The 21,106-nt window shown below is 53.2% G+C and carries 20 protein-coding genes; 9 read left to right on the top strand and 11 right to left on the bottom strand.

The features are described 5' to 3' along the window. The first annotated feature begins 67 nt into the window (after positions 1 to 67). From L6R21_21585 to uxuA, 6 genes are all read left to right on the top strand, one after another. Entirely contained in the window at positions 68 to 1,048 is a 981-nt protein-coding gene (locus L6R21_21585; protein MCK6561799.1) for a uroporphyrinogen decarboxylase family protein, read from the top strand. A 162-nt stretch (positions 1,049 to 1,210) separates the two neighbouring features. Then, on the top strand, positions 1,211 to 1,852 hold the full coding sequence (locus tag L6R21_21580; GenBank protein ID MCK6561798.1) for a corrinoid protein: 642 nt from the start codon (positions 1,211 to 1,213) through the stop codon (positions 1,850 to 1,852). Positions 1,853 to 1,983: 131 nt separating this feature from the next. Beyond that, positions 1,984 to 3,597, top strand: a complete 1,614-nt coding sequence (locus L6R21_21575; protein ID MCK6561797.1) for a methylenetetrahydrofolate reductase C-terminal domain-containing protein — start codon at positions 1,984 to 1,986, stop codon at positions 3,595 to 3,597. Positions 3,598 to 3,663: 66 nt separating this feature from the next. After that, positions 3,664 to 4,593, top strand: a complete 930-nt coding sequence (locus tag L6R21_21570) for a dihydropteroate synthase (protein ID MCK6561796.1) — start codon at positions 3,664 to 3,666, stop codon at positions 4,591 to 4,593. 90 nt (positions 4,594 to 4,683) lie between these two features. After that, positions 4,684 to 6,000 (top strand): amidohydrolase family protein, encoded by a 1,317-nt coding sequence (locus L6R21_21565; GenBank protein ID MCK6561795.1) that lies wholly within the window; start codon positions 4,684 to 4,686, stop codon positions 5,998 to 6,000. Between the two features lie 3 nt (positions 6,001 to 6,003). Then, positions 6,004 to 7,194: a mannonate dehydratase gene (uxuA, locus tag L6R21_21560; protein MCK6561794.1), complete on the top strand. Its 1,191-nt coding sequence runs from the start codon at positions 6,004 to 6,006 to the stop codon at positions 7,192 to 7,194. Positions 7,195 to 7,476: 282 nt separating this feature from the next. Here the strand turns inward: uxuA and L6R21_21555 are convergent, their stop codons facing one another. Next, the gene (locus tag L6R21_21555; GenBank protein MCK6561793.1) at positions 7,477 to 10,317 is read right to left on the bottom strand and encodes a cation-translocating P-type ATPase; all 2,841 of its coding nucleotides are present in this window, start codon (positions 10,315 to 10,317) and stop codon (positions 7,477 to 7,479) included. A 318-nt stretch (positions 10,318 to 10,635) separates the two neighbouring features. Between L6R21_21555 and L6R21_21550 the strand changes: the two genes are divergently transcribed. The 3 genes from L6R21_21550 to L6R21_21540 are packed head-to-tail and all read left to right on the top strand — an operon-like array spanning position 10,636 to position 13,886. Further along, positions 10,636 to 11,475 carry a VWA domain-containing protein gene (locus tag L6R21_21550; GenBank protein MCK6561792.1) on the top strand — a complete coding sequence of 280 codons (840 nt, stop codon included), beginning with the start codon at positions 10,636 to 10,638 and terminating at the stop codon, positions 11,473 to 11,475. Further along, positions 11,476 to 12,252, top strand: a complete 777-nt coding sequence (locus tag L6R21_21545) for a hypothetical protein (protein ID MCK6561791.1) — start codon at positions 11,476 to 11,478, stop codon at positions 12,250 to 12,252. A gap of 8 nt (positions 12,253 to 12,260) precedes the next feature. Beyond that, complete coding sequence (locus L6R21_21540; protein MCK6561790.1) at positions 12,261 to 13,886, top strand: hypothetical protein; 1,626 nt, start codon at positions 12,261 to 12,263, stop codon at positions 13,884 to 13,886. Between the two features lie 97 nt (positions 13,887 to 13,983). Here L6R21_21540 and L6R21_21535 read toward each other — a convergent pair whose 3' ends face one another. From L6R21_21535 to L6R21_21490, 10 genes are all read right to left on the bottom strand, one after another. Further along, entirely contained in the window at positions 13,984 to 14,892 is a 909-nt protein-coding gene (locus L6R21_21535; protein MCK6561789.1) for an MBL fold metallo-hydrolase, read from the bottom strand. A 59-nt stretch (positions 14,893 to 14,951) separates the two neighbouring features. Beyond that, complete coding sequence (locus L6R21_21530) at positions 14,952 to 15,506, bottom strand: HdeD family acid-resistance protein (GenBank protein MCK6561788.1); 555 nt, start codon at positions 15,504 to 15,506, stop codon at positions 14,952 to 14,954. Positions 15,507 to 15,556: 50 nt separating this feature from the next. Next, the gene (locus L6R21_21525) at positions 15,557 to 16,468 is read right to left on the bottom strand and encodes a patatin-like phospholipase family protein (protein MCK6561787.1); all 912 of its coding nucleotides are present in this window, start codon (positions 16,466 to 16,468) and stop codon (positions 15,557 to 15,559) included. 107 nt (positions 16,469 to 16,575) lie between these two features. After that, positions 16,576 to 17,112, bottom strand: coding sequence for a ferritin-like domain-containing protein (locus L6R21_21520; GenBank protein ID MCK6561786.1), 537 nt, complete (start codon positions 17,110 to 17,112; stop codon positions 16,576 to 16,578). Positions 17,113 to 17,144: 32 nt separating this feature from the next. Continuing rightward, positions 17,145 to 18,230, bottom strand: a complete 1,086-nt coding sequence (locus tag L6R21_21515; GenBank protein MCK6561785.1) for a site-2 protease family protein — start codon at positions 18,228 to 18,230, stop codon at positions 17,145 to 17,147. Positions 18,231 to 18,268: 38 nt separating this feature from the next. After that, the gene (locus tag L6R21_21510; GenBank protein ID MCK6561784.1) at positions 18,269 to 18,829 is read right to left on the bottom strand and encodes an ATP-binding protein; all 561 of its coding nucleotides are present in this window, start codon (positions 18,827 to 18,829) and stop codon (positions 18,269 to 18,271) included. Positions 18,830 to 18,931: 102 nt separating this feature from the next. After that, positions 18,932 to 19,732 carry a DUF1269 domain-containing protein gene (locus L6R21_21505; protein ID MCK6561783.1) on the bottom strand — a complete coding sequence of 267 codons (801 nt, stop codon included), beginning with the start codon at positions 19,730 to 19,732 and terminating at the stop codon, positions 18,932 to 18,934. A 96-nt stretch (positions 19,733 to 19,828) separates the two neighbouring features. Continuing rightward, positions 19,829 to 20,272: a DoxX family protein gene (locus L6R21_21500; GenBank protein MCK6561782.1), complete on the bottom strand. Its 444-nt coding sequence runs from the start codon at positions 20,270 to 20,272 to the stop codon at positions 19,829 to 19,831. 16 nt (positions 20,273 to 20,288) lie between these two features. Beyond that, on the bottom strand, positions 20,289 to 20,660 hold the full coding sequence (locus L6R21_21495; GenBank protein ID MCK6561781.1) for a thioredoxin: 372 nt from the start codon (positions 20,658 to 20,660) through the stop codon (positions 20,289 to 20,291). Between the two features lie 170 nt (positions 20,661 to 20,830). Next, positions 20,831 to 21,106, bottom strand: a 276-nt coding sequence (locus tag L6R21_21490) for a hypothetical protein (protein MCK6561780.1), incomplete at its 5' end; no start/stop codon positions are given.

Raw genomic sequence — 21,106 nt, 5'->3', positions numbered from 1 at the left:
TATGAAACCTGCGCATTAGGAAATCTTCAAAAGGGCAGCCCGTCTGGAAAGACTGGACCAGGTGCCCATGGCCTTGATCATCGATAGTCCGTGGATACCCGGTTATCTGGGCCTGAATCACATGGACTATTATCTCGATCCAGAGCTGTGGTTTCAATCCAACTTGAAAATCCATCAGGAATACCCGGAGATCATCTTTGTTCCTTCCTGGTGGATGGAATACGGCATGGCGGCGGAGCCCTCGGCCCTGGGCGCGAAGATCAAATTCTGGCGGAACAACACACCCAGCGAATATCACGCGCTTTATCACCTCGAGGATATCGACAACTTTCCGGAATATGAAGTGGAGTGCGACGCTTTCATGGCAATGACGCTGCACCGCATTAGAATGCAGAGACAGCGCATTCTGGAACAAGGCGAGATCCTGCCGATGGTCACTGCGCGTGGCCCGCTGTGCACCGCCGGATTTGTGCGCAGTACCACGGAGTTCATGATTGACATTGTGGAAAAGCCCGAATGGGCGCACAAACTGATCGATCGCAGCACCAATCTCATCATCGACTGGCTGAAAGCGCAGGCGAAAATCATGGGCGATGCGGTGGAAGCCATATTCATTTTGGACGACATTGGGGGTTTCGTCAATGAAGAGCATTACCTGGAATTCGCGCATCCCTACTTGAAGCGCATCTGCGAGGCTTTTCCCCGAGAGTGGGTCAAGCTCTATCACAACGACGCTGATATCGCTGCGTGTTTGGATCATCTGCCGGATTGCGGCTTCAATGTCCTGAATTGGGGCAAGCAAACCGACCTCGCTGAAGTGAAAGCGCGCGTCGGCGACCGCATGTGCCTCATGGGCAATGTCAATCCTTTGGAGATCGGCGTGCGTGGCACACCGGCGGAGGTGCGCAAGGCCACCTTGGAGGTTCTGGAGAAGAGCGGCGGCGAGGGCATCATTCTCTCCGTCGGCGGTGGCGTCAGCCCGGGTATGCCGCGCGCCAACGTTTTGGCCATGCAGGAGGCATTGGCGGAGTTCAATGCCAGCCGCTAGGTACAGCCTGATTTGCTGTGCAAGGGCGGTAAGGTGAAGTGATGAAATCAGAAGAGAAATTGGCCCACCGCCGAGCAGGCGGGAAACGCAAAGAAAAAGCAGGGAAAACGCAAAGAAATTCCCGCGGGGTTTGACACATTCATCTTGTGGAGAACGTGACACATGCCTGATTATGCCTTGATGAACCAATGCCTGTATGAGGGCAAAGCCAAAGAAGTCGAGCAAATGACCAAAGACGCGCTCGCCGAAGGACGCAGCGTTCAGGAGATTCTGAACGAAGGATTGATTGCGGGCATGAGCGTGGTGGGAGAAGATTTCAAACACAACATCCTTTACGTTCCTGAAGTGCTGATTGCCGCCCGCGCCATGAAAGCCGGCATGACAGTGCTCAAACCGCTGCTGGCGGCGCATGATTCGAAAGTTCAGCCGGCCGGTGTGCTCGTCATGGGAACCGTGCGCGGCGACCTGCACGACATCGGAAAGAATTTGGTTTGCATGATGGCGGAGGGCGCCGGATTCAAAGTTCATGACATTGGCGTCGATCAAAGCGTCGAAAAGTTTCTCGCAGCGGCCGAGCAATACCAACCGGACATCGTCGGCATGAGCGCGCTGTTGACCACGACCATGACGTACATGAAAACCGTCATCGACGGCTTCAAAGAAAAGGGCCTGGGCCACATCAAGATGGCGGTCGGCGGCGCGCCGATCAGTCAGATGTTTGCCGATGAAATCGGCGCGGACGGCTACGGCGCCGATGCCTCCAGCGCGGTCGATCTGTTCTTGCGTTTGGTCGGTAAGGGGTAGCGCAACTCCGATCATGCTCTGTATTCGCGCGGCGCAGCGCGATTTTGCCGTTTTACGCCTGCCGGATTGAGGTGACTGGCGGCGATCGTTTGATCGGTTTCAGCATCAGGAAGCAATGCTTGGGCGTTCACATGCAAAAGACTCTGCGCGAAAAACTCTTTCAAACCAGAGATTTTCTCCTCGGCGTGGAACTGCTGTCCATTCGCGGCTCGATGACGGAGAAAAGTGCGGTGAAAGCGCGTGATTTTGCCAATGATTTGGTGGCGTGCCCGGCAGTCGATTGGATTTCGATTACCGACAATGCCGGCGGCAATCCCAAGCTGGCGCCGCATGCGCTGGGCAAGCCGATTTTGTATGCGGGAAAAGAAGTGGTCATTCACATGACCTGCAAGGATCTCAACCGCAACGGACTCGAAAGTCAAGCCTGGGTTTTGAGCAGCGAGGGATTTCACAATATTCTGGCCATGACCGGCGACTATCCGGTTAGCGGCCTTGGGGGAATGGCCAAACCGGTCTTCGATCTCGATTCCATCGGCCTGATTTCGCTGTTGAGCAAGATGAATCGCGGCTTCGAACTCCGCAAAAACGGCGTGCCGCACGCAGCCGAGCGTCTGGGCAAGACCCATTTCCTGATTGGCGCAGTGACCAGCAATTTCAAGCTGCGGGAGGGGGAGGTGGCGCCGCAATATCTCAAGCTGCAAAAAAAGATCGAATGCGGCGCGCAATTCATCATCAATCAAGTCGGCTATGATTCCCGCAAGATGCATGAATTGCGGGTTTACATGGACCAGCACGCGATGCAGTATGTTCCCTTGATCGGGAATGTCTACGTGTTGAATCCCCGTGTCGCCCAAATCTTTCACGACAGAAAAATCCCGGGAATTGTGTTGACGCCACCGCTTTTGGAGATTTGTTTGGAGCAGGGAAAATCCGCGGATCACGGCAGGGCATTCTTCTATGAATTCGCGGCCAAGCAGATGGCGATCTATCGCGGCTTGGGATATCGTGGCGCCTATTTGGGCGGCGTTTTTGATTTTGCCGCCGTCGCAAGAATCTTGGAAATTGAACGCGCGTTTTCTCCTGATGATTGGAAACAGTTTGCCCGGGAAATCAGATTCTCGCGGCCGGGCGAGTTTTTTTACTACGCCGAAAATCCGGCCACAGGATTGGCAGATCCTGCCGCACGCAGTCCGGTCGCGCAACCGCGGAGATCAAAACGCATTGGTCCCGTCTATCGAATCTCCAAAGCAGTACACGGCGTCATGTTCAACCGAGATCGTGTCTTGGCAAGGTGGGGAAAAAGCGTTTGTCAAAACTCCGCCGACTCCAGCCAGGGACCCAAACTGCTGCGCGCGGTTGAGTGGGTGAGCAAGCTGGTCCTGTATGATTGCCGGGATTGCGGCGATTGTTCGTTGCCGGAGATCGCGTACTTGTGCCCCGAGTCGCAATGTGCCAAGAATCAACGCAACGGCCCGTGCGGCGGCACGAAGGACGGACTTTGTGAAGTGGAGGGCTTTGGCGATTGCATTTGGCTGCGTGCTTATGAACGGCGCAAGTACGATGGCAACGAGCGCGAGTTATTGCGGCATGTTCCCGTGCTGCAAAATCAAGCGCTCCGCGGAACTTCTTCCTGGGCGAACCACTGGCGAGGGCGCGATCACGCTGCCACGGCGAGCGACCAGGCCGGCACCGCTGCCGTGAAGGCCGGCAACGTGGAGGCGCGCGAATTGCAATTGCCGTCATGACGCCGATTGGCAACACGCAAGCCACCGCTGGCCGGTACAAAATGCAACATTTGAAAAGGATGAAAAATGGCTGAAATGAAGCTGCGCCTTATCGGCGATTTGATCAACAACGCTTATGCCCGGGCGCGCCATGCGTTCGCGGAACGAAACGTGGCGGGCTATCAACAGCTCGCGCAATTGCAGGCAAGCCGGGGCGCGGATTATTTGGATTTGAACATCGATGCCACGCGCCAGGTGCAGGTGAAGCTGGCCGACATGTTGAGTTTTCTGCCGGAAGTCATTCCTGCGATTCAAGAGGTGACTGCTCTGCCGCTTTGCATCGACAATCCCTCGGTGGCGTATCACAAAGTCGCGCTGCGGCACTATGATCGCGGCAAAGGCGCACCCATTCTGAACTCAATCGCGGCCTCGCGTGAACGTTTGGAAGAGATGATCGAACTGATCGCGGAATACAACACGCTCGTCATCGTCATGGCTTCGGAGAAATTTGGTGACGGCGGCACGGAGCAATGCCTGTATCCTGGCGATGTCCATTCTGCTGCCAAACATTTCGTCGAGCTTTTGGCGACCAAAGCGAACCGCAGCAACGACCAGATCATCATTGATCCGGGGCTCGCACCGGTTGGTGCCGATACTTATGGCCTGGTGAATATCGGGTTGGATGCCATGCGGCTCATTCGGCAGGACTCTGATTTGCGCGGAGTTCATCTTACGGTGGGGCTGTCGAATTTTGCCTGGGGCACGCCCAAGTACATTCGGGAGAATCTGGAACGCGCCTATCTGGCTTTGGCGGTGGAGGCGGGATTGGATTTTGTCATTGCCAATCCGGAAAAATCGCCCGAGCCTTTGCCCGCTGATCACGCGATCGTGCAGCAGCTTCGTCATGCCCTGCAACTGGGCCGCGCCGGTGAAGGCGAGAGCCAGGAAACCGCGGGATTTCGCCAGGCTGAGGCAGTGATGGAAATCTGCAACAGCGCCGCGCCCGCCGATGATTGACCCGGAGAATCTTGGTTGACAGAACAATTGAGCGGCAGAATGACAATATTTGAAAATGGCTTCTCATGGCTGCAGCGCGGTTAGCGCCAAATGCAAAGAGATAATCATCCTGCCGAAAGCTTCTTCTGCCACAAGAAAATGATCATTCCAGAAGCCTCCAACAAACGGAGTGTCTGGCTGCGTGTCGGGACGCTGATCGATGGGTTCAGCGCGGGGCCCCGCAAAGATGTTCATGTTGTTTATGATGCCCAGTCAATCCGGTTCGTCGGTGTTTCACCGCCTGCTGCCTTGCTGCAATCCGGCCAGACGCAACCTGATGTGGAGTTGCACGATTATACTCTGCTCCCCGGCTTGATCGAAGCGCATGCGCATTTGTTTCTGGCAGGCGCGGAGTTGGATCTGGCAAAACGCAATGCCCACCTCAAACAGACGCCACAAGAATTGTTGGATGCCGCCCGCGCGCGCTTGGAAAGGCTCGTTCACTTCGGCATCATCGGGGTGCGCGATGCCGGTGACCGGCACGGCGTTGGGTTGGCGCTCAGCAAACTTCATGAGAGCGAAGACAAACCGATCATGCCTTATGTCGATAGCCCGGGCGCGGCGATACACCGCCAGGGCCGCTACGGCGCTTTTCTGGCGGAACCCGTTGAGAATCACTCCTCTCTCCCAGCTTGTGTGCAAGCAAGAATTCTTGCTGGCGCCGATCGCATCAAATTGATTGCCACGGACATCATCGATTTTAGAGAAGGCCGGGTGACCAAAGCACCGCAACTGACTGCAGAGGAAGTAACCGAGCTGGTGCGCGCGGCACAGGAATTCGGCAAACAAACTTTGGCACATGCCTCCGGCGAGGACGGCATCGCGTGCGTGATTGAGGGCGGAGTGGATTCGGTTGAGCACGGCTTCTTTATTCGCGCTGATCAACTGGCCAGAATGCGCGATCGGCAAATCGCCTGGGTGCCGACTATCGCGCCGGTGCAACAGCAAATCGAACATGCCGCCTGTCTGGGTTGGGATGAAAGGGTCATTTCCAACCTGCACAAGATTCTCGAGCAACATGCGGCAAGCTTGCGGAATGCTCATGAAATGGGCGTGCCGATCGTTGCCGGCAGCGATGCCGGCTCCGTGGGCGTGGCGCATGGCATTGGCCTTTTGGAGGAACTGGAATTGCTCGAGCGCGCCGGACTCCCCGCACTGGCGGTGATCAATGCCGCAACCGGAACCAGCGCGCAGCGCTTGGGTTTCAAAGAATCGTTCGGACAAATCAAACCGGGGTATCGCAGCCGCTTCATTCTCACCAAGCATTCGCCTTTGCACGACATTTCGAATTTGAGCAAGCACAGATTTGTTGTGTTCGATGGCGCGGTCTACGATTCCACCCTGAACTGCGACACTGCGGGGTTGTGACTCATGGCGCTCGAGCAAACCTGGCGGTGGTTCGGCCCGTCAGATCCCATTGCTCTCAAAGAGATCAAACAAACCGGCGCCACCGGCATCGTGACGGCGCTGCATCAGATTCCCGTCGGCGAGATCTGGCCGGTCGAGGAAATCCTGAAGCGAAAAGCGATCATTGCCGCTGAAGGTTTGACTTGGTCAGTGGCTGAGAGTCTGACGGTGCATGAAGACATCAAAAAGCGAAAGGGCAACTATCGGCGTTTTCTGGGGAATCATGCCGCTTCGCTGCGTAACCTGGGACAATGCGGCATTGACACGGTGTGCTACAACTTCATGCCGATTCTCGACTGGTCGCGTACCGACCTTCAGGTGGAATTCAAGGACGGCTCGCTTACCACGAGATTTGAAACCAAAGCGCTTGCCGCGTTTGATCTCTTTATCCTGCAGCGGCCGCAGGCCGAGCACAGTTACAACACCGGTCAAATTGAGCAAGCCCGGCAATTGTTCACGGGTTTGAGCGAGAGTCAAAAAGAGAAACTCAAACAAACCGTGCTGCTGGGCCTTCCCGGTTCGTTGCAAGCATACAGTTTGAAAGAGCTGCGCACGGCTCTGCGTGAGTATGATGGCCTTGGCGAAACCGAGTTGCGTGCAAACTTGATCGCGTTCGTCAAAGAGATGGCGCCGGTTGCTGAAGAGGCGGGCGTGCGCTTGGCCATCCATCCCGATGACCCGCCCTGGCCGCTGTTGGGCCTGCCGTGCGTCGTGCGCGACAACGCAGATATTGAACAGGTATTGCAGGCCTGTGATTCACACGCGAATGGATTGACGTTTTGCACCGGTTCGCTGGGTGCCGGCCGCAACAATAGTCTTGTTGAGATGGCCGAGAATCTTGCAGAGAAGATCAATTTCATTCATCTCCGCAACGTTACCTGCAATCCAGCAGGCGACTTTATCGAGGACAATCATCTGGAAGGCGACGTGGATATGTTCGGCGTGATGCGGGCGCACGTGCTCGAGCAAAAACGCCGCGTTGTGGTGGGAAGAAAAGACCACCGCATGCCGATGCGGCCGGATCATGGCCATCTCATGCTGCTCGATCAACCGCGGAGAGATTTCTATCCCGGTTATTCGCTACTCTGCAGAATGCGGGGGCTGGCGGAACTGCGCGGCTTGGCGTTGGGAATCACGCGATCTTTGGGAATATGACGGGCAGGGAGGGGTGACGAGGCGGTGGCCTCCGTTGAACGTGCCAAACCGGCGAACGCGACAGAAGAAAGATGCAACAAGCGCGCTCATGGCGCGACTTTGCGGCGCCGGCTCTTCGTGATTGAAAAAGAACATCAGTTCTCACCCAACCATTCTTCGGTTGCGTTTTTCCGCCACCAGCGCAGACGTACTGTCGCCTCACGGGCCGATTTGCCTGCAGAGGCACGCGGCCGCTACACTGATTTGATTGTGTCGGTACCGAAGGCTCACAACAAGCTCAAGTCAAATGTGACGCCGCCGAAGCGCCCGCGTGACGAGTTTGCCCAATTCGCGCAACCACAGCACCGAGCTGGCCACGGCGGCGCAGCGCAGCCAATCATTGCGGCTCAGGCTCACGGTCGAGAACGTTTGCTGCAAAAACGGCGTGTAAATCACCGCCACCTGCAATGCCAGCGACAACAGCACCGCGACCCACAGCAGCTTGTTCGAAAACAACCCGGCGAACGCGCTGCGCTCATCCGAACGCGCGTTGAAGACGTTGAAGATTTGAAAGAGCATCAATGTGGTGAAAGCCATCGTCTGGCCGTAACGCATATTGCCATCGCCGGCGATCAGGCCACCGGGAAGTGAAGCGTCAAGGACGAGCAGTGTGCCTGCCGCCATGATTACGCCGACAAAGAAAATGCCGAACCATATCCGAGCCGTGATCACGCCTTCATCCCGCGAGCGCGGCGGTACGTTCATCAGCCCGGCGTCCGCCGGATCAACGCCGAGCGCGAGCGCGGGCGCGCCGTCGGTCACGAGATTGATCCACAGAATTTGCGTTGCCAACAGCGGCAGCACGATGGCGCCGGCGCCTTCTGCGGTCAGGCCGATCACACTCGCCAGCAGCACGCCGAAAAACATCGTCATCACTTCGCCGATGTTCGATGAAAGCAAATAGCGCAAGAATTTTCTGATGTTCGAGAAGATGGCGCGCCCTTCTTCGACCGCCGCGACAATGGTCGCGAAGTTGTCGTCTGCCAACACCATGTCCGCAGCTTCTTTCGAAACGTCGGTGCCGGTGATGCCCATGGCCACGCCGATGTCAGCGGTCTTCAACGCGGGCGCATCGTTGACGCCGTCGCCGGTCATCGCCACGGTCGCGCCTACGCGCCGCAACGCCTTCACGATCCGCAGCTTGTGTTCGGGGTTCACCCGCGCGTAAACCGACACTTCTTGCACCGTTCGGTCAAGCATCTCCTCCGGCATTTTCTCCAGCTCCGCACCGGTGATAGCGCGGCCGTTTGCAACGATGCCGAGTTCTTCGGCAATAACCGCAGCGGTTTTGGGATGATCGCCGGTAATCATCATCGGGCGAATGCCGGCGCCCTTTGCCCGCGCCACGGCTTCTTTCGCCTCTTCGCGCGGCGGATCAATCATGCCGATCAATCCCAGGAAGACAAGCTCCTGCTCGACGCGTTCATCAATCTCTTCGTGCTTGAACGCATCCTTCGGCAGCGAGCGCGCCGCGACCCCGAGCGTGCGCAGCGCTGCGCCGGCCAGTTCTTCGTTGGTTTGCAAAATTTCGGCGCGGCGTTTTGCCGTCAAAGATTTTATCTCTTCACCCACCAGTTCCTTCGAGCAGCGCGCCAGCAGCACGTCCGGCGCGCCTTTGGTGAAGACGAGCAGGCGCTCCTGTCGCTCGGCGTCGGTGTGAATCGTGCTCATCAGCTTGCGCTCGGAGGAGAACGGCACTTCCCCGACGCGGTCAAATCGCGCGTCGAGCGCCTCCGCCTCCAGCCCGGCTTTGCGCGCCGCGACAATCAACGCGCCTTCGGTCGGATCGCCCTGCACCGTCCAGCGTCCATCGCGCTCTTGCAACACCGCGTTGTTGGCGCGGTCCGCGGCGGCGAGCGCGCGCACCAACTCGAAGTGAAGCGCACCATCAATCACCCCGCTTCCATCGCGACGTGTCGGCGAGCTCACGTCGAGCCGCACTTCGCCTTCGGGTTCGTAGCCCGTGCCGCCGAAACTCACACGCCCGCTCGCGCTGACCACGACTCGCACCGTCATCTCGTTCTTCGTCAGCGTGCCGGTTTTGTCGGAGGCAATCACGTTTGCCGAGCCGAGTGTTTCGACCGCGGCGAGATGGCGCACGATGGCGTTGCGCTTCGCCATACGCTGCACGCCGATGGCGAGCACCGCGGTCACTACTGCCGGCAAGCCCTCAGGCACCGCCGCAACTGCGAGCGCGACACCCAGGATGAGCACGTCGAAAAATCCCGCGAAGCCGTGTACGTCTTCGACGAGGATGATCGTTGCGATCATCACAACGGCGATGACAATGACGATGAGGCCGAGCAGTTTGCCAACGCGGTCGAGTTCTTTCTGTAAGGGTGTGGTCTCTTCCTTAGTCCCCTTCAACATGCCGGCAATGCGCCCCATTTGGGTCTGCATCCCGGTCGCCACCACCACCGCGCGTCCGCGTCCGTAAGTTGCTGCCGTACCGCTGAAGATCATGTTGTCACGGTCACCGAGTCCGACTTCTCCATTGATCGTCAGCGTGTCTTTCGCTACCGGCATGCTCTCGCCCGTCAGCACTGCTTCCGCGGTTTGCAGCGCGGTTTCCTGAATCAGCCGCGCATCCGCCGGAATGGTGTCGCCCTCTTCAATGAGAATGATGTCGCCCGGCACTAGCTCGGTTGCCGGAATGCTCTGCCGCTCGCCGTCGCGGATGACATTCGCACGCGCCGCCGACATCTGGCGCAATGCCGCCACCGCAGATTCCGCGCGTGATTGCTGAAGGTAACCCATGATCGCATTGAGCAGCACGACGGCGAAGATGGCCATGGCTTCATAAGGCAGCGCCGATTCGCGTTCATACAACCACAACACGGTCGAAATCGCCGTCGCGATGAGCAGCAGAATGACGAGCACGTTTTGAAACTGCGCGAGGAATTTTCTCCACCAGGGTACGGGCTTCTCAGCCGTCAGCTCGTTTTTTCCGTATGTTTCGAGCCGCGCCCGCGCTTCCGCTTTGCTCAAGCCGCGGTGCGCATCCGTGTCGAACGCGGCCAATACTTCTTCAACCGGTTGTTGATAAGGATTTGCTTGATTTTGCCGCATCGTCCCCGTGCTCATCTATTCACCTCTCTTGTTCATAAGAGATAGTGGGTTTTCTATTACAGGCGCGCATCGCGGACAAGAAAAACCGTGCACTATCCTCGTTTTGATAAAACTCTTAATTTTAACATTACCCCTTGCCGCTATTTCGTTAGGTCGCGAATTACTGCAACACCGAGAAGGAAGCGACAATGCATTCGGCTTTATACGCAATTGAAAGTATTGAAGGTACATTGAACTTAGTTGAGAATTCCGTCTAAACTGCGGACAAGCCACTTCAGTTTCGGTTTTAATTCGATAACGAGAACATCAGCCGAGTAATAGCAGGAGGTTTCTATGTCATACCAAGCAGAAATCAGTCGTGCGAATCCAAGTTGTTTCCTTTTCTTAATAGATCAATCCGGTTCAATGACCGACACATTTGGCGCTGGAGGTGGTAATAAACGCAAAGCCGATGGTGTTGCCGATATAATTAATCGACTCCTGCAAAATCTCATTATCAAATGTGCCAAAAGCGAAGGCATTCGAGATTACTATCACATAGGCGTTATCGGTTACGGAGCCACAGTTGGTTCTGGTTTTTCAGGCCATCTTGCTGGTCAAGATCTTTCGCCAATTAGCATGATCGCAAATTCTCCATCTAGGATTGAAGAGCGAACAAAGAAAGTAGATGATGGAGCAGGCGGCCTTGTCGACCAAACCATAAAATTCCCAATTTGGTTTGATCCGGTTGCCGATGGAGGAACTCCTATGTGCCAGGCCCTTGATCGGGCAAAGTCAATTATCCAAAACTGGATCAATGGCCATCCATCATGTTTTCCTCCAATTGTTATTAACATCACAGACGGAGAAGCCACTGATGGCGATCCAACAGAAAAAGCTGAGGAATTAAAAAGATTGAGCAATGTAGATGGCAATGTTCTGGTTTTCAATATTCACTTATCCTCGCACAACGCTATTCCAATTGAATTTCCAGATAAAGAAGATGGTTTACCAGATCAATTTGCAAAACTTTTGTTCCGCATGTCCAGCATTCTACCAACACATATCCAAAATGCAGCCAAGCAGGAAGGCTTTCGTATCTCGGAAGCTACTCGAGGTTTTGTTTTTAATGCGGACCTGGTTTCCCTCATTCGATTTCTTGATATTGGGACTAGGCCAAGTAACCTGCGTTAAATGCCTGCATTTATGCAATTCTTAATAGCTCAGTTTCATCTTCCAAAGTTCGGAAACGAGAAAAACGAATACGAAGATGCTTTTGCCCCAAAACTCAGCGGTCGATATGAGCGCAACTCGCTTTCATTAGCTATCGCAGACGGCGCATCTGAAAGCTCATTTGCGGCTGAATGGGCAAAGATGTTAACAAGAGCTTATGCAAAAGAACCTTTCTTCAATATCTCACATCTACAATCGCAGATGGAGACATTGGCTGGCCGCTGGAAAAGCGTTGCTCTACGCCGGCCATTGCCTTGGTTTGCGGAAGAAAAAGTTCGAATGGGTGCATTCTCCACTTTACTTGGTATTCATCTTAGTGAAGATTCAACGGATGAAACCCAAACAGGCAAATGGTCGGTGATAGCTGTTGGGGACAGTTGTCTTTTTCAGGTACGGGGTGACGTTCTGATTGAATCATTTCCGATATCAAAGTCATTAGATTTTAGAACTTCTCCAACATTACTGTCCAGTAACGATTCAAAAAACAAAAGTGTTTGGGACAAGGTTGCTTTTAAAGCTGACAGATGGCAAGCTGGGGATATGTTTTTCCTTATAACAGATGCTCTCGCTTTCTGGTTTTTATCTCAACATGAACATAATGAACGCCCTTGGGAAATTCTCGCAGGTTTCGTCGAAGATAATAATCCTATAGAATCCTTCACAACTTGGGTAAATAACGCTAGGGCATCTTCCATGCTGAAGAACGACGATGTCACCTTGATGTTTGTTAAACTGTAAGTATCGCCATGCCGTTGCCTAGAGGAGATGAATACTTAAATGCAGTTCAAAATCCTCGAACTGCCTTCAACGACCTTGAACTAAAGGCCTGTAGTCCTGAGACTGATCAATTTGGAATTCCGAAGCCATATTCAGGGGGCTTTACCACAACTTTTCATCTTTACAATCACTCACAGCAGTGGGCTGTTCGCTGTTTTACTAGAGCTATTCCAGATGTACAAAAACGTTACGAGGCGATAGGTCGTTTTCTTCAAAAATCTTCTTTTGGATATTTTGTTAAGGCTAATTGCCTTTTCCAAGGTATTCGAATAAATAATCAATGGCATCCTATCATCAAAATGGAGTGGCTTGAGGGAGATACCCTCAATTCCTACATTACAAAAAACATTTCAAACCCCGATCTAATCAATAAGCTGATTCCCGAATTCGCCAATTTAGTACGAAAATTAGAACAACTTGGTATTGCTCATGGTGACTTGCAGCATGGAAATATCATAGTCAAAGGCGGCAAGCTTCACCTTATCGATTATGATGGAATGTTCCTTCCAGAACTCTCTAACTTACGCACCAACGAAATAGGACATATCAATTACCAGCATCCTGCAAGAAATGAGCGTCATTTTAGTGCATCGATAGATCGTTTTGCCTCTATAGTTATCTATCTCGGTTTGCATGCCGTTTTTGTATCACCAAGACTTTGGAAAAAATACGACAACAGTGACAATATCCTTTTCAAGGCTGAAGATTTTATAAAGGCAGAAACTTCTCCACTGCTTCAAGAGCTTTCCTCTCTGCCTCAACTCTCACAGCTCACCGATCGATTTCAAGGAGTTTGCAGACTCGATTTTGATAAAATTCCCACCCTCGATCAGTTTGTCACAGGCAACTTTTCTTATCCTAAAGTTTCCTCAGCTATAACAGGTTCAACGCCTCGTCGGAGTCAATACCTGGTCATTCAAGCTACCCAAACTGGTGCACTTTTGGAGCATGTTGGCGAACGCATTGAGGTCGTTGGTTACATCTCAGATTTTCACTCGGCTTTCACAAGATATAAACGGCCTTATATTTTTCTAAATTTTGGCAAATATCCAAACCAAACTTTTACTTTAGTGCTTTGGTCGACTTCGTTAAATTCGTTTAATCAAGCGGGTGTTGATCCTCACTCATTTGTTGGTAAAAGTGTGAAGGTAATCGGTGTTATCGGGAGTTACCGTAACCGACCTCAAATGACAATTGAGATGCCTTCACAAATCCAAATCATGACGGGAGAAGCCGAAGCTCGACAGTGGCCTGTTGCTCAACCATCAACCACACCTTCTCGCAAAGCACAAGAAAAGGTTTCGCATCAATCAGAAGCATCAGTATTTAATACTCTCTATGTTGGTCGTACTGCTGCACCACATCCACCTACTGCATCTCCCACAAGGCATGAATCACCGAAAAATGTACCCCGTACCAAAACTGCGACAACCTCTCCTACTGTCTCACCGCCATCGAGCCAAAAAGAGAACTTCAATCCCACACATGGCGTTGTGGGCGCAATACTTCTTGGCATTATTGGCGGTGCTGTCTGGAGCATTGGGGGATTGATTTTAGGTGCCATTATTGGTTATCAAATTGGTAAACGAATTTAAACAAACGTAATGAGACCAATTTGTATCTCCGCGCGTTCGAGCCTTCGGCGTGAGCGCTCAGTCGAACGCTTGCCGAGTCATTGAAGACCATTCAATTTTACAATGCAATTTCCATCTTTTCGCGAGCCAAAACACAAGCGCGAAATCTTTGCTGGCATTCCCGCTCCATCCGGCGCAGGAACTCGTCGTCGTGATCCGGATCGTGATGCGTGATGGCCAGCATTTTCACGCCGGCCATTTCGGCCACTTGCAGCGCTTGCTCGTAGCTGCTGTGCCCCCATCCTCTTTTGGTTTTCAATTCTTCGCCGGTGTATTGCGCTTCGTGGATGAGCAAATCAGCGCCCTTGGCAAGCGCGACGACGTGAGGGTCAATGGCATCGCCATGCTCGATGTCCGTGCAAATGACCAGAATTTTTCCAAGCCGTTCCAAGCGAAAACCATACGCGCCGCCGGGATGGTTGTGCCTATTGGCAGTCACTTTGGTGGTCTCGCCATGATCGTCTTCAAAATATTCGTGAGACTTATCGATTTGTAGAAATTCAAAACGGGCGCCCATATTATCCAATTGCACCGGAAAGTATTCCGTCTGCATTTGGGTTTTAAAAATTCCTCGCAGATTCGTGGCCTTTCTGCCTCGTCCCAGCGCCAGTATGTTGATTTTTTGTTCGGGGTTGAAAGCCGGCGCAAAGAAGGGAAAACCCTGAATATGATCCCAATGAAAGTGAGTGAAACCGATGAAAATTTCATCTTGCTGATGGCCGGCGGCGACGAGAGCTTTGCCCAAGTCTCTGATTCCGGTTCCGGCATCGATGATGGCAATACCTCCCGTATCCGGAAACGTAATTTGAAAACACGTCGTGTTCCCGCCAAATTCTTGAAATTGGGGATCACAAACCGGGATCGAGCCTCGGGTTCCGTAAAATTTGACTTTCATTATGGATGAACAGGTTTGTAGTCCCCGCCCCTTGTGGGCGGCTATTCGAGACGACAAATTCGCATTCGCCACAGCGCCTCACAAGGGGGCAGGACTACGACGATCTCGGGAAATAATTTCTAGACGCTTACTTAGACCGTTGCCGGCTTGAACTTTCGTAATCCGCGCAAACGGAACGAAAGCACGATCATCATGATTCCAAACACAAATGTGTAGGCGCCGATCAGCCACACCATCGCGAGCGCGCCCGCGGCCGGATTCAAAAAGAGCAGGACGCCGAAGATGATCGAGAAAATGCCGCCGAGAATGAGCATCCACTCGTTCGTCAATTCTTTGCGCAATTGAATCGCCGTCACGATTTCGAAGATTCCTCGGACGACGGCCCACGAGGCGATCAGAATGAGCAGCCAAAATGCGGTGATGCCTGGGAAAATAAAAGTCAGTATGCCGGCGATGATGCCAAGCAATCCGGCAAAGATCATCCACCACGCGCGGGCGCTCCCGGCGACAAAGATTGCGGTGACGCCATCCACGAGGGCATAAGCGCCGTAGAGAAAAACTAGCGCCACCAACGTCAGCCCCGGCCATACAAAGGCCAAAATGCCGAACAACACGGCGCCAATGCCGCGCAGCAACAGCACCCACCAATGGCTTGCAAAAGCGTTGAGAAGAGGAAAGTTAGTCATAGGTTCTCCTTTCGGTTTTGAGTTTTGAGTGATTATCTTTTAGTGAAATGTTAGCGTTCATCGTTCCGCCTTTGTGGCGAAACTTCAGACAGGCACGCTTTCGCCTTTCTGTATCCCAATTCAATCATCTCGGATGCCCGGTCAAACTCCAGTGTCCGGCACGCGTTCCTGGCGATTTCTATTACGATATCCGGTGGATATGCGGCAAGCTTTTGGCGGGCGATGGCACTCTGCATCGCATCAAAAGCCTGTATGGCGATATCGTACGCTCCCCAATCTCGACTGCTGCCACTTGTCCCGGATTGTGGGAGGCTGGCTATAAAGCTCTTGATCTTTTCACGGAACGGAGACGAAGGGTCAACTGAAGCCGTACTCACGGAATTCGGCTCTTTACGATCATCCGGGGAGCCGCCCAGATTTACAGCAATAGTTAAATCCGTCTCATCCCCAAATGTCGGCGCAATCGGCACAGGATTCAGTATCCCCCCATCAACAAGTTCCACCCCTTTGTACATGAATGGAGTGAAGAGAAGGGGGATTGCGAAAGACGCTCGCATGGCATCAAAAAGACTGCCCGACTTTATCCATACTTCCTTGTGGTTGACGATGTCAGCGGCAACCGCCGTATATGGAATTGCGAGATCTTCGATTCGTTTCTTTCCAACCAGTTTGATCAAAGTATTAATAATTTTGTCGCCTCTCACCAGCCCGCTCTTTTCCCACGAAAGATCCAGTAGCGTGAATATGTCGATTTTGGTGATGGAACGTACCCATTGCTCATACTCATTCAATTTTCCGGCAGCATATACTCCTCCAATTACTGCTCCGATTGAGCAACCGGCTATCGATCCAATTTTAAAATCATTTTCCTCCAGCCAATGAATGACACCAATATGTGCCAGGCCTCGCGCGCCCCCGCTTCCAAGAACCAGAGACACAGTCTTTTTATTCGTTGTTGACATAATCTCACCCAATGTCTTTCACTTCATATCATTGCGATCTTTCAGCCGCGCCCTTGCCGGCTGCACTGCACAATTCGGCCTTGAAAAAATCCAAAATCTCAGGCCTATCATTGCACCGGCAAGGGATTCAGGCGCGTGATAACGTCCATCAGCTCCCGGCGATGTATTTGTTCCTCCTCGGCGATCTGTGTCAGCAAAGGAGTCCAATCTTTGTGTCCGGCCTCTTTGGCCAGATGCGCCATTTCCAGATACTCGAGGTAATCCTCTTTTTCTTGTTGCAAAATTTGCAGCAGATCGAGCGTCGAGATGAAAGCATTGCTCGCGCGCGCTTTACGCAAATTGCCGGCGTGTTCCGAGGGATCACCGCCCAGCTCGCGGATTTTTGCCGCCAGCAATTCGGCATGCGCTTGTTCCCGCTCGGCAATGTCCAGCAGCTTCCGGCGCAAATGCGCATAAGGAATGCCCTCGCTTTCTTTTTGCAAAGCCTCGCTGATTTGCCGCTCTTCAAAATAATCGCGCTGCAACGCTTCCAGAAGCGTTTTTTCCGCGCGCTCTTTCGGGTCGAGCAAAGCAGTCAATTTTTCCCAGCCTTGCTCCAGCTTTTTCTCTAATTCGCTCATAACAATCGTAGGTTTAGTTTTCATGATGCTTTTCCTTAAGACTGTATCCCCAAACCTCATGCCCGCGCCTTTCGCAGCGCCGCCTGCACCATCAGAAATTCACCGACGTTGTCCATGGTGACGATGCCCGTGAGCCGGCCGTTGCGCATGAGCGGCAGCGAATGGCAGCCATTTCCGTTCAACCGCGCAAAAACGGTTTCCAACATCTCGTTCGGGTCGGCGGTCTCAAACTGGCGTTGCATGGCGTCCTCGACCCGACCCTTTGTGCCGCGTTGCGAGAGCGCCTTCAACAAATCGTTGCGCGTGAGCACGCCCACCACGCGTTCTTGCTCCACCACCGGAAAGTCTTGTTGAAAACCAGCCAGAATATGCTCAACCGCCCGTTCCAAAGAATCCGAGGGCGCCAGCGTGCGAAAGTCCTTGATCATCGCGGCCTGAATCGGAATGCCGCCGAGCGCCGATTTCATCTGCACCATGCTCGCTTCTTGCGAGGCGCCCATCCACACGAAGAGCGCGATGAACACCAGGAAGGGATTGTAAAACAATCCGATGAATCCAAACAGAAGCGCCATGCCTTGTCCGACGTGGGCGGCGATTTGCGTCGCGCGCACATAGCTCATGCGCATGGCCAGCAACGCGCGCAGCACGCGGCCGCCGTCCATCGGAAACGCCGGCAAGAGATTGAACGCCGCCAGCGAGACGTTGACCCACAGCAGCTTTTCCCAAAAGTTCCCGCTCACCATGTTAAGGTTGCTCAACGACGGCGGCCCGGAAGTCAACGCAATCGCGATGTACAACACCGCTGCTAAAACCACATTGACCGCCGGTCCGGCCAGCGCCACCCACAATTCCTGCTTGGGATCATCCGGCATGCGCTCCAAACGCGCGACGCCGCCGATCGGCAGCAATGTAATGTCGCGCGTCTGAATGCCGAAGCGTTTGGCGGTGAGCGCGTGTCCCAGCTCGTGGAGCACGACAATTCCGAACAGCGCCAGCAGGAACGCCACGCCGTTGACTATCATGGCAATGCTCTGGCCGGCGATATAATGGCTCAACGCCACCCAGCCCAGCAGAAGCAAAAACGTGGCATGCACGTAGATGCCGATTCCCGCGATTTCGCCGAGTTTCCATGACCATTTCATTTCAAGTCACCTTTCCGTTGTTGTTTTCATAAATTATTTCAATGAATCGTCCGGCACTGCGGAGATATGAGGTATTTCACCAGCCGGACTTGCATTCCTTTTCCGCTTTCAAAGGCAAAATGAACTTCATCCATCAGCATCCTCATCATCAGAATGCCGCGCCCGCCGGCTTGCCGCTTTGCAAGGAGCGCCTTGGCATCCTGCTTTTCGAGCTGCTTGGGATCAAAGCCTCGGCCTTGATCTCTCACCACCACCGTCAGTTTTTGGCGGTCGATGGTTATCCGAAGATGAAGAGGCTTGGCCACGTCATTTTGGTGGGCATGTTTAATCGCATTCACGCAAGCCTCCTCAACGGCAACCTCGATCTCCATTATCGCTGTTTCATCAAAGCCGGCTTTTTGAGCGATGCTCGCAAGGAGGCTGCGAATCACCTCCAGATTTTCAGTGTGGCTCGGGGTTGTCAGCTCGTAAACTGTCTCAGCTTCGGCCAAATTCGTTACTGTCTTTGGATGCCGGCTGAGCATGCCCGCAAGAATTTCTCTGGAAGCGTGACTTGCATTCACCACGAGAGCCTTGTATGTATTTTGATTTTGCCACATCGCATTTTCCCTGCAAAGTACATCGCCAGTTTTATGTTTGGAAAAACGGGAAGTCTTGAACGGACATCAACTACCGAAGACTTCCCGTTTTGAGGCGCGACGCTAGAGTGTCAATGCCTCTTTGGCAAGTCGTCCAGCTTGCTGGAGCTTGGCGTGACGTGCCTCGAGGTCAGCCTTTACTTCAGCGATGCGTTTCTCAATCTTTGCCTTCTGCCGGTCGCTCGCGTGCTTGAGCTGTCCCTGCAGGGCAGTGATCTTCGCCTCGGCTTCGCGCTTGGTTTGATCGATTCGGGCTTTGGCCTGGTCCTGCATCACCTGGGCCTTCTTCTTCGCCTCGTCGATCTGCGCCTGGATCGCGGCCTTGTTCTCAGCGCGTGCCTGAGCCATCTCCTCCTTGAGCTGCTTCACTTCAGCCTGGAAGGCAGCGGACTCCCGCACCAGTTGGTCCTCGACGACCTCGGAGCGCAAGCGCCGGAAGACCATGCCGCCGAGCTTCCCGACCCGCGTGTCCACTGGCACCGCCCAGCTCTCTTCCACATCGGCCAGGACGGCCGCCTTGCCGGAGCTAAGGGCCTTCGAGACATCGTCCACAAACTGGACGTCGATGCCCGACTTGTTCAGATCAAAGATCAAACCGGTTAGGGTACCCATCGAGGCGCCCACGGCCAGCCCGACTGGCCCGGCCAGCAACCCCACCATGCTCCCGGCCAACATGCCGAGGCCGGTGCCGATGGGCCCCTGATCCGCGGCCTGCTTGATACTCACCTTGCCCGAGGCATCCTTCACGAGGACCGCCGTCGCGTACACCGTGATGTCCCCGTCATTGTGGAGGCCCTTGAGCGCGCTGAAGCCTTCAGCAGCCACCACCTCGCTGTCGAATACTGCGACCAACATCTTGTTCATTGTAGTTTCTCCTTTCGATTGTGTGTTGACGGATTTGTTGCGCCGTAGGCCGGTTCCGTCATTCGCAGCCTACCTCGGATTTGATTGTCTGGTTCTCTACGCTATCACTGCTTCTCTATGTTGCATGCGCCGTGTGCGTTGCCCTGAATGTGTTTTCTGCCGTCCGTCCAAGCTCAACGGGCCAGCGCCGAAATAAGAGATAAGAAGCGCAGCACCAAGCATGGAAAGATTCTTCATGAACATCACCTGATGCATCTGGGCTAATGCGATATCCTGCATGGCCCAGAAGTTGTGCATCATCACCGTGACCGGCACCAGGAATAAAACCAGCAGCCACGCGCCCCATTTGGCTTTATAACCGAGGGCGATGCTGAGACCTCCCAAGAGCACGATCACTCCGGAGAGCGGAACTGCAATCGAAGCCAATGGGATTCCCTGCGCTGCTCCATGCTCGATCGCCTGCTTCGAAAAATTGCTGAAGCCGGCCATCACGAAGATTAATGAGAATAGAATTCTTCCGAGCAATACTGTGTACTTCATAGTTGCAACCTCCTTTTTAGCTTCTTGAGAGAGACAATCGGTCTTCTTCTTTTTCAGTGAGCAGTTTCCGGATAATGTTCTCGACCTCAACGCGCGGAAAAGTGCCCGCCAGCGACTCAACCAGTTTTCCATCTTGAAAAAAGAGAATTGTCGGGATGACAAAAATTCGAAAGCGTTCGGCGGTTTTTGGGTTTTCACGCGTATTGATGCGGCAGAACTTCACCCGTTGGCTATACTGTTCGTCCAGTTTCACCAAGCCCGGTTCGATGAGATAGCGGTTACTGAAATTCTCATCGTAAAATATGACCAACACAATTCTGCCCGGAGCCACAAGCTCAGCATCAAAATTTCGGTCTGTCAATACCTTTGGAGCCATTTGAATCTTCACCAAGTTGATTTCCATCGACTGACTTTTGTTATGCTTTCGCTATATTAGATAATCAATTGATGTACCAACGGTATTTTGGCAGGGATTGCAGCTTATGTAAGCACCTTTGCCAACATGGTGTTGTGGGGTAAATAAAGAAGGGAGGAAAAGGTGAGAAGACAGAGGGGTTTTTATGAAATATCAAAAATTTTATGATTTATCATAACGCTGGAATTTTCCATGAAACCAGCTATCAGTGCATCGGAGAGGCCGTAGAAAAAGTTCAACGGCCAGCGTTCCACCTCATTGTCAAACAGAAATGCATCTTTGGTTTTTCTCCAATTGTTTGCCGGTAACGCAAGTGAATTTGTTTTCGCTACCGGATGCAATTTATTGAGTTTTGCATAAATAATAGGAATATCAGATCTCCCATGGAAGATCTGACGCTTTGATGCACGCCCTAAGAA

Source organism: bacterium (assembly GCA_023150945.1).
Classification (GTDB): domain Bacteria; phylum Zhuqueibacterota; class Zhuqueibacteria; order Zhuqueibacterales; family Zhuqueibacteraceae; genus Coneutiohabitans.
This window is presented reverse-complemented; position numbering and strand designations above follow the sequence as displayed.

Coding starts and splice junctions, on each gene's coding strand:
- L6R21_21555 (MCK6561793.1), bottom strand. CDS start 10,317: ATGAGCACGGGGACGATGCGGCAAAATCAAGCAAATCCTTATCAACAA.
- L6R21_21575 (MCK6561797.1), top strand. CDS start 1,984: ATGCAAAAGACTCTGCGCGAAAAACTCTTTCAAACCAGAGATTTTCTC.
- L6R21_21540 (MCK6561790.1), top strand. CDS start 12,261: ATGCCGTTGCCTAGAGGAGATGAATACTTAAATGCAGTTCAAAATCCT.
- L6R21_21505 (MCK6561783.1), bottom strand. CDS start 19,732: ATGAACAAGATGTTGGTCGCAGTATTCGACAGCGAGGTGGTGGCTGCT.
- L6R21_21515 (MCK6561785.1), bottom strand. CDS start 18,230: ATGAAATGGTCATGGAAACTCGGCGAAATCGCGGGAATCGGCATCTAC.
- L6R21_21550 (MCK6561792.1), top strand. CDS start 10,636: ATGTCATACCAAGCAGAAATCAGTCGTGCGAATCCAAGTTGTTTCCTT.
- L6R21_21570 (MCK6561796.1), top strand. CDS start 3,664: ATGGCTGAAATGAAGCTGCGCCTTATCGGCGATTTGATCAACAACGCT.
- L6R21_21545 (MCK6561791.1), top strand. CDS start 11,476: ATGCCTGCATTTATGCAATTCTTAATAGCTCAGTTTCATCTTCCAAAG.
- L6R21_21525 (MCK6561787.1), bottom strand. CDS start 16,468: ATGTCAACAACGAATAAAAAGACTGTGTCTCTGGTTCTTGGAAGCGGG.
- uxuA (MCK6561794.1), top strand. CDS start 6,004: ATGGCGCTCGAGCAAACCTGGCGGTGGTTCGGCCCGTCAGATCCCATT.
- L6R21_21510 (MCK6561784.1), bottom strand. CDS start 18,829: ATGTGGCAAAATCAAAATACATACAAGGCTCTCGTGGTGAATGCAAGT.
- L6R21_21530 (MCK6561788.1), bottom strand. CDS start 15,506: ATGACTAACTTTCCTCTTCTCAACGCTTTTGCAAGCCATTGGTGGGTG.
- L6R21_21500 (MCK6561782.1), bottom strand. CDS start 20,272: ATGAAGTACACAGTATTGCTCGGAAGAATTCTATTCTCATTAATCTTC.
- L6R21_21520 (MCK6561786.1), bottom strand. CDS start 17,112: ATGAAAACTAAACCTACGATTGTTATGAGCGAATTAGAGAAAAAGCTG.
- L6R21_21585 (MCK6561799.1), top strand. CDS start 68: ATGGCCTTGATCATCGATAGTCCGTGGATACCCGGTTATCTGGGCCTG.
- L6R21_21565 (MCK6561795.1), top strand. CDS start 4,684: ATGCAAAGAGATAATCATCCTGCCGAAAGCTTCTTCTGCCACAAGAAA.
- L6R21_21580 (MCK6561798.1), top strand. CDS start 1,211: ATGCCTGATTATGCCTTGATGAACCAATGCCTGTATGAGGGCAAAGCC.